At 42.9% G+C, this 13,553-nt stretch carries 14 protein-coding genes, 2 tRNA genes and 1 other RNA gene; 3 read left to right on the top strand and 14 right to left on the bottom strand.

Going from position 1 to position 13,553, the window contains the following annotated elements:
• Positions 1-184 precede the first annotated feature (184 nt).
• From GB992_RS06225 to GB992_RS06210, 4 genes are all read right to left on the bottom strand, one after another.
• On the bottom strand, positions 185-484 hold the full coding sequence (locus GB992_RS06225) for a group-specific protein (protein WP_191989548.1): 300 nt from the start codon (positions 482-484) through the stop codon (positions 185-187).
• A 303-nt stretch (positions 485-787) separates the two neighbouring features.
• Positions 788-860, bottom strand: a tRNA-Gln gene (locus GB992_RS06220).
• A 55-nt stretch (positions 861-915) separates the two neighbouring features.
• Positions 916-988 (bottom strand) — tRNA-Glu (locus GB992_RS06215).
• 188 nt (positions 989-1,176) lie between these two features.
• Positions 1,177-1,437 (bottom strand): hypothetical protein, encoded by a 261-nt coding sequence (locus tag GB992_RS06210; protein ID WP_161001683.1) that lies wholly within the window; start codon positions 1,435-1,437, stop codon positions 1,177-1,179.
• Between the two features lie 154 nt (positions 1,438-1,591).
• On the opposite strand from GB992_RS06210, the gene GB992_RS06205 reads away from it, so the two are divergent.
• Positions 1,592-1,813: a helix-turn-helix domain-containing protein gene (locus GB992_RS06205; RefSeq protein WP_161001682.1), complete on the top strand. Its 222-nt coding sequence runs from the start codon at positions 1,592-1,594 to the stop codon at positions 1,811-1,813.
• A 90-nt stretch (positions 1,814-1,903) separates the two neighbouring features.
• On the opposite strand, the gene GB992_RS06200 is transcribed toward GB992_RS06205, so the two are convergent.
• Complete coding sequence (locus tag GB992_RS06200) at positions 1,904-2,353, bottom strand: universal stress protein (RefSeq protein ID WP_161001681.1); 450 nt, start codon at positions 2,351-2,353, stop codon at positions 1,904-1,906.
• A 246-nt stretch (positions 2,354-2,599) separates the two neighbouring features.
• Between GB992_RS06200 and GB992_RS06195 the strand changes: the two genes are divergently transcribed.
• The gene (locus tag GB992_RS06195; protein WP_161001680.1) at positions 2,600-4,606 is read left to right on the top strand and encodes a cation:proton antiporter; all 2,007 of its coding nucleotides are present in this window, start codon (positions 2,600-2,602) and stop codon (positions 4,604-4,606) included.
• On the opposite strand, the gene GB992_RS06190 is transcribed toward GB992_RS06195, so the two are convergent.
• Both GB992_RS06190 and GB992_RS06185 read right to left on the bottom strand, forming a co-directional pair.
• Positions 4,596-5,213, bottom strand: a complete 618-nt coding sequence (locus GB992_RS06190; RefSeq protein ID WP_161001679.1) for a CHAP domain-containing protein — start codon at positions 5,211-5,213, stop codon at positions 4,596-4,598. The genes GB992_RS06195 and GB992_RS06190 overlap by 11 nt on opposite strands.
• Before the next feature lie 53 nt (positions 5,214-5,266).
• Positions 5,267-5,500, bottom strand: a complete 234-nt coding sequence (locus tag GB992_RS06185; RefSeq protein ID WP_161001678.1) for a hypothetical protein — start codon at positions 5,498-5,500, stop codon at positions 5,267-5,269.
• A gap of 179 nt (positions 5,501-5,679) precedes the next feature.
• Here GB992_RS06185 and GB992_RS06180 point away from each other — a divergent pair, with 179 nt between their 5' ends.
• Positions 5,680-6,216 (top strand): GNAT family N-acetyltransferase, encoded by a 537-nt coding sequence (locus tag GB992_RS06180; RefSeq protein ID WP_161001677.1) that lies wholly within the window; start codon positions 5,680-5,682, stop codon positions 6,214-6,216.
• A 100-nt stretch (positions 6,217-6,316) separates the two neighbouring features.
• Here GB992_RS06180 and GB992_RS06175 read toward each other — a convergent pair whose 3' ends face one another.
• The 7 genes from GB992_RS06175 to GB992_RS06145 all read right to left on the bottom strand — a co-directional run bounded on the left by GB992_RS06175 (position 6,317) and on the right by GB992_RS06145 (position 13,378).
• Positions 6,317-7,669, bottom strand: a complete 1,353-nt coding sequence (locus GB992_RS06175) for a glucose-6-phosphate isomerase (protein WP_017262254.1) — start codon at positions 7,667-7,669, stop codon at positions 6,317-6,319.
• A 280-nt stretch (positions 7,670-7,949) separates the two neighbouring features.
• The gene (locus GB992_RS06170; RefSeq protein ID WP_161001676.1) at positions 7,950-8,852 is read right to left on the bottom strand and encodes a GRP family sugar transporter; all 903 of its coding nucleotides are present in this window, start codon (positions 8,850-8,852) and stop codon (positions 7,950-7,952) included.
• Positions 8,853-8,903: 51 nt separating this feature from the next.
• On the bottom strand, positions 8,904-9,932 hold the full coding sequence (locus tag GB992_RS06165; RefSeq protein WP_161001675.1) for an ROK family glucokinase: 1,029 nt from the start codon (positions 9,930-9,932) through the stop codon (positions 8,904-8,906).
• Between the two features lie 376 nt (positions 9,933-10,308).
• Positions 10,309-10,675: a transfer-messenger RNA gene (gene ssrA, locus GB992_RS06160) on the bottom strand.
• A gap of 139 nt (positions 10,676-10,814) precedes the next feature.
• Positions 10,815-12,200 carry an Nramp family divalent metal transporter gene (locus tag GB992_RS06155; protein ID WP_162855643.1) on the bottom strand — a complete coding sequence of 462 codons (1,386 nt, stop codon included), beginning with the start codon at positions 12,198-12,200 and terminating at the stop codon, positions 10,815-10,817.
• 418 nt (positions 12,201-12,618) lie between these two features.
• Positions 12,619-12,876 (bottom strand): hypothetical protein, encoded by a 258-nt coding sequence (locus tag GB992_RS06150; protein ID WP_161001674.1) that lies wholly within the window; start codon positions 12,874-12,876, stop codon positions 12,619-12,621.
• A gap of 37 nt (positions 12,877-12,913) precedes the next feature.
• A complete protein-coding gene (locus GB992_RS06145; RefSeq protein WP_161001673.1) occupies positions 12,914-13,378 on the bottom strand; it encodes a MarR family winged helix-turn-helix transcriptional regulator in 465 nt (154 codons plus the stop codon).
• Positions 13,379-13,553 lie beyond the last annotated feature (175 nt).

Below are 13,553 nucleotides of genomic sequence, written 5' to 3'. Positions count from 1 at the left end.
GCACTTGAACTAATTAATCAACGACCATTAAAAATACATCATCAACAGACTGCCATTGAAAGATTCCGGGCTTGTTCGGATTAAACTTGTAATTTGCCCAACAAAAAAAGCCGAACCAGAAAATGGTCGGCTTATTTTGTAACCACAACGTCAAACAATATTTAGCGATTAAATTTTATTCGTATCACTTAGCAGTATCTAACACTAAGGCCGTAAGCTTAGCGATACTGCCAGAAACGATGGTAACCTCAGGCAATTGGTAAAACGTGCTGGTTTTGGCGACATTCCAAATATCATGATTTGTAGCATAAATATATATTTTTCTATCTGCGGCTAACGCCAATCCCAGCTCAGTGTTGGCGCCCTTTCCGGCCGGATAAATCATGATAAACACATCGCAACTCATGACTGCCGTTTTCTCGTGAATACCAATTTTTTGTAACGCTTCAACAGTATTGGCTTCATTAACGGTCCAGTCATACACGTTTTGACACCCTGATTGATCCAGACGAGCCGCAATTTCACGAACGAGCGGTATGTTAGCAAACGAGCTAGCAATGTAATAATTGATAAAATCACCTGACTATCTTTTTTAAGATTCGATGTGTCATCTGTTTCTGGCAGGCTTTGTTTGAAAATCATTCTTAAGAATCCGAATGTACGACACATTTTAGTTTGAAAACAAAAAAAGAGCTCTAAGCTTTTCAATCTCGTACACGGTTCGTACACGGTTTTGAAAATAAGGCTTAGAAACCCTTTGATACCGGCGTTCTTGTGAACGCAATAATTGGGTATACTGGATTCGAACCAGTACATTACGGATTCAGAGTCCGGTGCCTTACCAATTTGGCTAATACCCAATAATCCATTATTAAAGTCGTAAATCTGCCAAGCAAGCGCCCGGGTGACTTTAAATCACCCCACTGGGGATCGAACCCAGAACTCCGCCTTGAGAGGGCGACGTCTTAACCAATTTGACCATGGGGCAAATTTACTTAATTAATTATACAGTACTGACAGATGACGTCAACGCCTTAACGCATAAAAATGGCGACTTTTTTAAATTCTCATTTTTCATTGCTTTTTTTAAGTCTAAAACTAAAAATAACGGCCGTTGCAATAATGTAACAGCCGTTAAGCTACTGAAATAAAAACACCACCCTGCGGCGGCCATTATTAGTCTATCGAAATTTGTTTGCGAACAATTTTAAATGGCTCCTCAAAGTCTCGATCGTAAATGTCACATAAGGCAACTATCAGCAAAAGTGGAATCGACTTAAGGCTAGTATCAGGATCTTCATAACGATAAAAAGCTGATTTACTAATTCGAAAGTTGTAACGCTCCTCCAGTTGTCGCAACACTTCCTTGCCAGTGAGACCCTTTTGCTTTCGCGAAAGGTGTAACCACGTTTGAATATCAGTTGGTTTTGTTTCCATGTTGCAAGTCAGCTCCTTTAGTGCTCATTTTATCAATTTATTGACGGGAATACGCGGTAAATAAGAAATTCGACTTGCGAGCATCGAGAATTAAGGTTACTATTCCCATATAAGGGAACGGTTTAAACATTTAATTATTAGGGGCGTGGTAACCATGGAAATTTTCCCAGTCTCGGGATGGCTGAAATCAAGGGGTATAACACAGCTTGAGGTCGCCGATTTATTGCAAATCAACAAAAGTACTGTAAGTCGCAAATTACACGGGCATTCTCAATTTAACGTTCGTGAGATTTCTTTACTTAACCAGCATTTTGGCATTCCACTGGAAGTATTTATGCAAACGACACAAAGTGATGATCCTACTAGATTATCTTAATAATTATCATGATTGTGGAGCATCATATTAAACTCAAAAAACGACGCACCTGATATTTCAGGGCGCCGTTTTTTGTTGTCAATTCTGAATTTATTCAGTTTCATCCTCTTTGACAACTAGCACATCTACGTCCGCATTACGCACCACGTATCCTGTTGTTGATCCGAGAATTGCTCGCTCAAATGCGTTTGTTCCAGTAGCACCGATAACAATTAAGTCGATGTCATGATGCTCTGGAAAAGTCTTGGCAATCGTTGGCTTTGGCGCGTCCTGCATTGCAAAGGCCGAAATACGGTCAAAGCCAGTTTCTGCCTGCATCTTTTGCGCCAGTTCTCCAACATATTTTTTAGCCTGCGTCAGCATTCCTTCTGACATCCCCGCCATTGCGTATTCAGGAGCCGCATACAACGGCGCAACAACTTGCAGTAATAGAATGTCTGCACCCGCCGCTTTAGCAATATCAACTGCTTTACGCAAGGCTAACTGTGCGTTTTCTGAGCCATCTGTCGGAACTAAAATGCGTTTCGGTTTAAATGTCATGTTCTGCCTCCTATATTTCATTTCCTTAGCTTATTGTATTTATAACATAAAACTATTTTGACTGCATTTTTTACGCCTGTATTCCTGTTGTTGATCGTCAATCGTCCTTGTTACAAAATTTGCTAGTAACTGCCAAGAATATTCAGCAATACGCCAGATTGTTTTTTGAAGACATTTTTGTTTGCGTCGATCATTAATTTCGTCCATGATTGTTGTATACAGAACCTAATGAAATGGAGCCTTGATATGGAGAATACATTCTTTCTTCTCATCATTTTAATTGCAGTCGTGGCCGCTGTGATCATGCATCATCATCTCAACCGCGTGCCGCTCCCCATTGTCTTTATTGTGGTGGGGATTTTATTGGCGCTGCTGCCGCTGTATCACCACTACATTTTTAATCCCAATTTGTTTTTATTTTTCATCGTGGCTCCTTTGCTCTATAACGAAGCACAATCGGCCTCTCGCTACTGGATTGGTCGCGGCGCCATCAACATTTTTTCGCTGTCCATCATGCTTGTCATTGCCACCGTGATTATCGTTGGTAGTGCACTTCACTTACTGTTTCCATTTCTGCCACTAGCCTTAGCCATTGCGCTATGTGCTATCGTGACCCCAACCGATGCATCAGCTGTCAGCGCTTTTGCTCAGCCCAATCCAAACTTCCAAGTTCCCTTCACTATCATGCAAAACGAATCATTATTTAACGACGCATCCGGCTTTGTGGCATTCGATCTGTCCCTACTAGCCTTTACTACTGGTTCATTTTCGACTAACAGAGCAGTTGGTGTGTTTGCGTTAGAGTTTATCGGAGGCTTGATCACCGGGGCAATTATCGGTGCACTCTTTTTAAGCATTCGCCGCGAGCTTATTCAAGCTGGTGATGACACACCATTCGTCATGATTACATTAGAATTATTAGTGCCATTTCTAGCTTATTTCGTCGCCGAACGCTTAACGTTGTCCGGAATTTTGGCGGTCGTTGCTGCTGGCTTGTTTCAAGGAATGGAAAATGACAGTTTACAGCTTGTTTCAAGTCGGGTACAGCTCGTCCGGTCAAACATATGGGAAATTGTTCAGGATGCGCTCACAGGGGTTGTTTTCGTCCTTCTAGGCGTATCCTTGCCGACAATCATGGGGCAAATCATTTCTAAGCATCCAGGTCTCCTTGGATTGCTGGTTATTATTGGGATTGTGCTGTATGTTTTGAAATTTGCTATTCGCTTACTGTGGTCGCGTTTTTTAGTTTGGATGCACATTTCTAGCAACCATCGCTGGCAAGACGCCTGGCTAATGGCGGTCAGTGGTGCCAGTGGGACTATTTCACTGTCCTTAGCCTTCCTGCTGCCAACCATCAACGGTCACGATTTAATTACTGATCGGAACGCACTCATCTTCGTCGTCACGGTGGTCATTTTAATCAGTCTGACGGTAGCCGCCATCGCTGTGCCAATCATCACAAAAATGCCCACTGGCAATCAGACAAAGCCGATGAACCAGTGGACACGAGAAATGATTATGACCGCTATGAACAAAGTTCGTTCCAACAAAAACGCGCCAACTGAAACACACATCGTGGTCGATGCGTTGAGTCAACAACTTCATCAAAACAATCGTCCACATCGTCGTGAGCAACGGCGACTGTTTGAAATTACTGATGCTGCCGAACGCGAGGTCATCAATCGTAAGCATGATCAGGGTGATTTTAGCGATGACGAAACGTATTATTACCTGCGTTTTTTAGACCTGACCAAATTCACGTTCAATAATACCGTTTGGCAGAATCTATGGCTCCGAGTGCGTTTTGGTGTCCATTCTAGTCGCTTGAGTCGTGACCTTAAGTTTGGCGAAGAAATGTTCTTCACAACACCATTGATTGCTGAACAATTTTATTGGCAGCGTCAATTTCATGCGCACGGTGAAGACATTCGCCCTTTAGAAGAAGTTGGCTATCAAGCAGTCATGCACGCCCTTCGACAAGAACGTCATCAACACGGCGAAGTCACGACCGTCGAACTGCATGATGTTCAGCGTTTTTATCGGGAACGCCATCGTCGGATGAACATGCCGGATCCCGTCCCGCAAGTCGTTTATCAACTTTTTCTAACCGCTTTCCACGCCGAATATGAATTTGTTCAAAACGCCCTCGACAAAGGCACCATTGATGTCGAAACAGCCGAATCACTTCAGCAACACATTATCTTTGATGAAATGGCTTATATTCAAAATAATGCCGCATTTATCAAACAGTAAGCGTAGATTGAGATGCAGTCGACAGCTTTTCAAAATGAATAATCCCTGCAATATCGTCGTTCATCGTTAAGGTACGCTCATGCAGCGCCTGTCCTTCAAAATTTCCTTCCATAATTTTGAAGGTTCCGGTAATATCGTTTACTTCCGTAACATAGGCAACGTGCATCGATTTAAACGACACCACGGAACCTACCGCTGGTCGAAAATCGACCAATAATCCCCGTTGTGTTGCCGATTCGGCCCATTGGTCACCGTTACCCAGATAACTGTATGTGTTAACCGGAATTTGTTGTTGGCGCAAAACGGCTGCAACAAATCCCGTACACTGTCCCACTGGATAGCCATCAATGCCGTCATAGAATCCTTGTTGCCCAGCTTGTTGGGCCGCCATCAATGCTTGACCAGATAACAAATGAGTTCCGCTTATGTTCCCTGTTATCAGTGAACCGCTGTCTTGATTTTGAACCGCAGATGGCGTTTGAACTGTCGTTGTACCCAGCCAAGAAACTTGATCAGCTGATACTTGAGTATTTGAAAGACCAACCGTAATACCACACGCACACCCGACTAACGTTAAACTAGTGCCAATTTGCTTGAATAATTTCATTTTGTCCCCTCCACACTGTCCTTTAAATCCGCTTCATCCTGATAATGATTGTCTTAGCGACTATAAACGTACGTATAGGTGCCGTCATTATTTTTCTTAAACGTAAATTCATGCTGACGCGCATCCGAGCAACGCCACCGCGAAAGTTCGTAATGAAGTGAACCACTTTGTTTTAATTTATAACTGACAGTCTTAATGGTTTTAGTTATATCTTCGTCGGCACGTTTAGCTGCACCGCGTAAAACTTTGTGTAAATCGTGAATAAATTCCGTTGCGTTTGTAATCATAATAATGGCCTTCTTTCGATTAATTTTTTGCGTAATCATAATTTATAATTAATCGTTATCATTATTCAAAACAAATGCTTGTGAATTCTAAAATCATTTTTGGGGCATGTAAGTTTATTCTGCTAAAAATCCTTTTATTGGCGTACACTTGGGTCAATATAATATCTGGGGATGACTTCATGGAATTAACCTTATCTGAATTACAGCCAAACGAAGCTGCTGACTTTTGGCAATTGGCTTTTAGCAATCCAAATGCTGAGTGGACAAAATGGAACGGTCCTTACTTTCATGACGTTTTACCGACACGTGAAGAATTTGTGAACGGTCCCGTAAAAGAACAGTATATTCACAATCCCTTTCGCCAGGTTATCAGAGTCGACGATAGGATGGTCGGTATGGTTTTTGCTTATTATGATGACGGTGACCTTAAACGGTGGCTTGATGTGGGTATTTCTATTTATGACCAAACAAATTGGCATCAAGGTCTTGGTCATCAAGCGCTGGCCAAATGGATCGATGCACTGTGGCAAATGGTCGACCTTCCTCACATTGGCCTCACAACCTGGTCCGGCAATGTTCGCATGATTGGTGTCGCTGAACATTTACACTTGAAACGGGAAGCAGCGATTCGACAGGTTCGCTATTGGCAGGGTCAATACTGGGATTCTGTGAAATATGGAGTCTTACGAGACGAATGGCAGTCTCCCAAAGATTAATACGTAGCACAAACAAAACCGCACCTACTGAATTACTCAGCAGATGCGGTTTTACTTGTATATTTGTACTAAATAATTATTCAGTGTCACTTACGAACAATTATTTTTGAACACGCTTTTGAATTTCGGCAGTTTCCTTTTCAAATCCGGGTTTGCCTAAAAGGGCGAACATATTAACTTTATAAGCTTCAACACCTGGTTGGTTGAATGGGTTAATCCCGTTCAAGTAGCCAGAAATACCCACAGCAGCTTCGAAGAAGTAGATTAAGTAGCCAAGTGAATATTCCGTTTGATCAGGAATGTGAACGGCCATAACAGGAACATCGCCGTCTGTGTGGGCTAGTGTAACAGCGCGGAATGCTTGCGTGTTAACATAATCCATCGTCTTGCCTTCAAGGTAGCCAATTTGGTCAAGGTCGCTGTCTTCCTTAGGAATGTCAATGTCATAATTTGGTTTATCAACCTTAACAACGGTTTCCATTAAGTTACGACGACCTTCTTGAATGTACTGGCCTAGTGAATGCAAGTCAGTGGAGAAGTTAGCACTTGATGGGTAAATGCCTTTTTGGTCCTTTCCTTCTGATTCACCCATTAATTGCTTCCACCATTCAGCAAAGGAAGCCATGGTTGGTTCGTAGTTTTCCAACAATTCCGTCGTCTTGCCCTTGCGGTACAAAATGTTCCGCAAAGCGGCATAACGGTAAGCATCGTTGTCTTCAATCTTGTCCGATGTGTAATCTTTAGAAGCGTCTGCAGCACCTTGCATCAATTTATCAATGTCGGCACCAGAAGCAGCAATTGGTAACAAACCAACAGCACTCAATACAGAGAAACGACCACCAATGCCATCAGGAACAACGAATTCTTCGTAACCCTCAGCGTCAGATTCAGTCTTCAGCGCACCGCGAGCACGGTCAGTTGTTGCATAGATACGCTTCTTAGCTTCGGCTTCACCGTACTTTTCAACCAACTTGTCTTTGAAGATACGGAAGGCGATTGATGGTTCAGTCGTAGTCCCAGATTTCGAAATAACGTTAACAGAAAAGTCACGGTCACCAATAACATGAATCAAATCGTGAACATATGAAGATGAAATTGAGTTCCCAGCAAACAGAACCAAAGCACCCTTACGTTCACTAGCAGGAAGTGCTGTGTAAAAGGCTTCGTTTAAAAAGTCAATGGCTGCACGTGCACCAAGATATGACCCACCGATCCCAATGACAACCAATACTTCTGAATCACTTTGAATTTTCTTTGCAGCAGCCTTAATGCGGCTGAATTCGTCCTTATCGTAATTCGTTGGTAAATCGATCCAGTCACGGAAATCAGCACCCGCACCTGTACCATTACGTAATTCTGAGTCAGCTGCAGTGACCATTGCCTGCATTTCACCCAGTTCATTATCGTGAACAAACTTTGTCAGATTCGAGCTATCAAAGGAAATATATGCCATGCTTCTCCTACCTCTTTCTTATAATGATTACGGTTACAAGTATACACTAATACATTGGTCTGTGGGCAATGAAAGCCAATTCATGAAATTGGTATATACCAAAATCAATAATATTTTTGCTCGTCATCCCCATGCTATCAACACCTAGACCACTCAAATTTTTTTTGGTCTAATTTTTAATTTTCTTCACAATTGAGCGATATAGATTCCGTTCGTTTTTTTGTTTGCCAAACAAAAAACAGCAGACATGCACCGTCTGCTGTAACTTTTTTAAGTGCTATTACATTGTTCCAAGCATGATACCACCAACGATAATCAAGACAGAGCCGATGATGATATTGACCATTTCCCAATGCGTCTTGCGTTCACCCAACAGCCAAATAGAACCAAAAGTAGAGATGATGATTCCCATCTGGGCCATTGAATAGGCAACCGCCAAACCAACTTTGATTGTGGCCAAGAACATGAACAGGTTACCAGTACCCCAGAAGAGCCCGGTAATAATGTTTTTCCAAGATGGTAACTGCCACATTTCTTTACGGGCACCAATCATGATAACGAACACAATTGCACCAAGGAACATCCCAATGGACTGTGGTAAAACAACCGCATGGGTAAAGTTCGTAACATCACCAACATTACCCCATTTTTCAAAACTCTTGATTACGATCGTGTAAGCGACGTAACCAAGGGTTGAGTACGTCAAAGCACGTGCACCGGCGCCAGTATTTTCATGACGATCCGTCTTCGTAGCATTTCGTTTGTCAACCCTTGACGTAAGTGCCGCCCCAATGATCAGGGCAATCACAGCAAGCGTGCCCAACGTGTACTGACGGCCCGTTGTCCATTCTCTGAACAACAACACGCCAGCTAGCGCGTTACCAGCAAGCTGCATCCCGGTCGAAATCGGGATCGTCTTGGAAACACCCAGTGCTTTCATGGAGGTAAACTGGCCGCCTTGACCAACTACCCAGAACAGCCCGGATAAGATTCCGGCAATCCAAACCTTGGCATCTAATGTTGGTCGATAAATAAACCAAGCAATGATTCCAAAAACAACAGCCCCCATTGTCATACCGAGCGTCTGCTGAGCGGCAGAACCACCCAATCGGCCTGAAACAAGGCCAATGCTCCCCCAGGCAATGACAGGGACTAAAGCAATAAGAATGTTTGTAACTCCCATGATTCAAAAATCTCCAATTCTCTAAATCTCTTCGTTGTCTAGTTTATTCAATTATTCAGCAACCGTTGCCGCAACATTGGCCACTTTAGCAGCTTCACTTAAGTCAGCACCGTCGACAAAACGTAATGCTAGTGATGATGCACCGATAACACCGGCATCGTTGCCCAGTTTAGCTAATTTCAGCGTTGTTGAAGCACGAACGGTTGAAAAGGCCTCCTGCTGGAATGTCTTGTCAACAAGGTCAAGTAAGAACTGACCAGCAGCCGACACGCCACCACCGATAACAACGTAACTTGGGTTCAACACGTTCGCCATGTTAGCAACAGCTAAGCCAAGGTACTGGCCCACTTTGTTTGTTACTTCGTTAGCCAAAAAGTCACCTTGTTTAGCTAAATCAAAGACAATCTTGGACGTGATTTCATCGCCGTTGTCGACCATTTTTTTAAGTTTAGAGTTACCAGAATATTCTTCGGCAAAATCGTGTGCCAAGTGAACAACCCCTGTTGCTGAAGCGTAGGTTTCCAAACAACCATGTTTGCCACAGGTACATAAGTAACCACCGGGTTGAACGGTCACGTGACCAACTTCACCACCGGCGCCGTTAACACCGTGTTGCAAACGACCGCTGGCGATAATACCACCACCAACACCAGTTCCTAAAGTAATGAAGTCCACGTCTGGTTCGTTGTTACCGGCACCCTTCCAACGTTCACCCAAGGCTGCAACATTGGCATCGTTGTCCAACGCAAACTTCATATGTGTACCAGCTTCGATCTGTTCCTTAGCCTTCTGGGTTGTCTTCCAGTTCAAGTTGTAGGCTGCAGTGACTGTTCCGTTTGCAAGATCAACTGTCCCAGGTGTCCCCATCCCAATACCAGCGAAATCGTTGGCACTCATTTTGTACAAGTCCAAGTGATGATTAATTGATTGCACAATATCGGGAATAATGTGTGAACCCTCATCAAGAATGTTGGTTGGTACGCTCCACTTTTGTTGAACGTCACCATCTAGGGTTAAAATCGCGAATTTAATTGTTGTCCCACCAAGGTCAACACCGATTAACTTTTTCTTCTTAGCCATAAAATTTTTCTCCTCAATTCTCTTCTTAACAAATAAACATGTAAAAGGTTTACGGTTTATTCTCTTACAATGAAAGCGTTTTTACAACCCCTTTTACATAACTTTTCTAATTTATTGATAACGTTTACAACTTGCAAAGTCGTTAATCCGCGCGGCTTAGCGGATTGTGGACTAGTCCATTACAGATTAATTTTTACACGAAAAAAATTTTCATTATTTACCAACTAGGCTTACGGTTTTAAAGATTGTCCATACGAACGATTTTGTATACGTAATTTTGCAAAAAAAACGTCATTCTGACGATTTGCCAGAATGACGCGTTCTCTATGAATCTAGAATGAGCATTAATCTCATTCAGTTCATTACTAGTATAGTTTTATGGAGGTGGCGGGGATCGAACCCGCGTCCAAGCATATCGCCACCCGAACCTCTACGCTCATAGTCAAACCATTTAAATTTCACTAACCAAAACGCCGTTTGACCGGGCAACCGTGATTAGCTAAGCCTGATTAATCTCTTCTGCTCACTTCAGGCGTGAGTTAACAGCGTTGCCCAAATTTTTGAGACCCGTAACCCGCCACCTGGGCCGTAACGGACGGATCTACGTCAAGCTACAATTAAGCAGCTAAAGCGTAAGAATTGTTATCTTTTGCAGATAAAAATTAGGTAGCGTTTTTACGTGGACGCAACCCACGAAGCGCAGTTCAAGCTCGACCTATACCTGTCGAATCCAGAACACCCCCAAAAGGTGCTCTATTATCATAACACGAGACCTTATAAACGTCTACGTATGAGGCTTGCCTCAGGGCTAACAAAAACGCCCACCAAATATTGGCAGACGTTTTATTTCCTTACAAAGTAAATTCACGCTTTAAACCCTGATCAGCCAGTGAAGACCCCAGCAATCAACCAGAGGTTTAAAATAATCAATACGACAGTGACGAGCCATGCCGTCCACTTTACCCATGTCTTATTACGGAAATCACCCATCAATTCTTTGTTACTGGTGAACAAAACCAGTGGCACCATGGCAAACGGTAACGCGACACTAAGGAAAACCTGTGATAACGTCAGCAAGTTTTCAATCTTGGCCTCATTGCCATGATAGATAAAGGCAAATATCAACACTGGTGTAATGGACATCAGTCGTGTTAACAGCCGCTGAGCCCAAAGCGGAATCCGAAGATGAATGAAACCTTCCATAATTATTTGCCCAGCCAGCGTACCGGTAATGGTCGAACTTTGACCAGAAGCAAGTAACGCGATGGCAAACAGCATGCTGAGCAATGGGCTGGCAATGGCGCCCACAATCTTTGAGTTGCTTAACGCATTGAATAAATCAACGAAGCGACCGAGTTCACTGTTAGTGCCGTAGAACAGAGCCGCACCCAGAATCAATAACAGACAGTTGACCACAAATGCAATCGTTAATTGAATGTTTGAGTCGGCAACTGTAAAACGAATGGCCTTTTTAACACTGTCGTGATCGTCACGATCCAAAGCCCGCGTTTGGGAGATAGATGATCCCAAGTACAAGTCATGTGGCATAACCGTGGCCCCCACAATCCCTAATGCTAGGTAAAGCATTGGTTTGTGCGTTAGCAATTGTCCCGGATGTGGCACGAAGCCAGCGAAGATCTGTGGGACGTTTGGCTGGGCCAGAATGACCTCATACAAGAAGACGAACAGGATAACAGCCACCAATGTGGCCACAATCGCTTCAATTTTACGGAAGCCCATTTTCATCAACACTAGCAGCAGCAAAACATCAAACGCCGTGATAATCAAACCAACGATCAACGGGAAACCAAACAACAACTCTAGCGCAATCCCTGAACCAATAATTTCTGCGACATCCGTCGCCATAATTGCAAGTTCTGTAATGATCCATAGAAAGATTCCCATACCACGGGACGTTCGCTCACGGGTCATCTGTGCCAAATCTTTACCAGTTACAATTCCTAAGCGAGCTGACATTGCTTGCAACAACATCGCAATTAAACTCGACAACAGAATGACACTGATTAATGCGTATTTGTACTGAGCACCACCGGCAATTGACGTGATCCAGTTACCAGGATCCATGTACCCAACGGCGATCAATGCTCCCGGTCCAGTATAGGCTAGTAACGTTCTGAAATAGCCTGCGTGCTGTGGCACCAGAATGGAGCCGTTCACTTCATCCAAACTCTTGGCATGATTACCAGTTGTATCAACAAAGTGTTTTTTCTTAGAAGTCTTCTTCTCGGCCACCAACGTGTCGTCCATGACTTCTTTTTTTTCGTGCTTTTTGCTCATTTTCGTGCCCTCTTTTCCGTTTTGATTCCTGAATAATAATCAGGTCTAATCCTTCAAAGATGGTCGCTAGCGTCGCATCATCAAAAAACACATCAGTGATACTGATTGGCTTTTTGCTAAGTCGACGTAACATCGGACTGTTACGCATTTAATTTTTAGATTTTAAAACCGTCACAATCACTCCGTCTTTGCGAAATTGATAGTCCTTTTTGAACCACGTATACTATGTGCCGAAATTGCCCAAATTACAAGCCATAAAGGTCGTTTGAAAATGGTTACATTGAAGTTTTTTGTTATTTTTATCAAATCCATAAAAAAGATGCTGATCAACACAGCATCACGTTAATTTCATTAAAATAACATTCTCAACAGGTGTCCACATTTCATCTTACTGCAACTGATGCGTCTGTCCTGCCTCATCACGCCAAGAGACCACATTAACATCCTGATTGGTCGCATCAGCTAGCGCATCACCAATTGCGTCCTCTTTTTCATTCATCAACGAGACAAGTTGATCTGCACTCACATTGCTATTAGTCAGAACCAATAATACGCCCTGCTCAACATCGTGAACCTCAAAATGAGCTTGAACGCTCGCACCATTTACTAAATCAACACTACCCTCATTCACAACGAGTGTTGTCATTCATCAACTACCCCGTTTTCATTAAAATTGGCTTATCTCATTTTGGCTTGCGCGAATCGTGTGTGCCATTTGGATCGGCAAACTTAGTCCCAAATTCACGAATAAAGGCTAACACTTGTTTAGCCTGATCCTCCCCGAATTCATTAATCCAAACACTGAAGCGGTGAGTAACCCGTTCACTAATTTGCGATTCTGCCTTGCTACCCTTAGCAGTTAGGCTGAGATTCATTCGACGACGATCATGACTATCCGCAACTTGCTTAATCAAGTCCTTGGTTAATAAGGCACGAATTTGACGAGAAACTGCGCTCCGTGTGACATTCCGACGTGCTGCAATTTCCATCAACGTCAAGTTTTTCTCCCGCGAAACATCGTGCAAAATCAAATACTGTTCAAACGAAATTTGATACTCTGCCGCTGGTCGTGACACAAATTCATCTAAGTATTTTAAAAAGTGAATATAAACATCAATTGATTCGTTCAATAATTCTTCGTTGGCCATTTGCTTCTTCCTCCATTTACAAACGAGGCACCACCAAAAAAACGACTACCGTGGCCTGCATACTCATCTACTATTATATGGTAGATTGCAAATTTAATCCGAATTTTTGGACAAATTTGTCAGCATGATCTGATAAGGTGTTTGCCAGTCAAGTATTTTAAGTGGTCTCTGATTA

It is taken from the genome of Furfurilactobacillus milii (assembly GCF_009863985.1).
In the GTDB taxonomy this organism is placed as follows: domain Bacteria; phylum Bacillota; class Bacilli; order Lactobacillales; family Lactobacillaceae; genus Furfurilactobacillus; species Furfurilactobacillus milii_A.
Note: the sequence above shows the minus strand (reverse complement) of the source record. Positions and strands in the feature narration are given on the sequence as shown.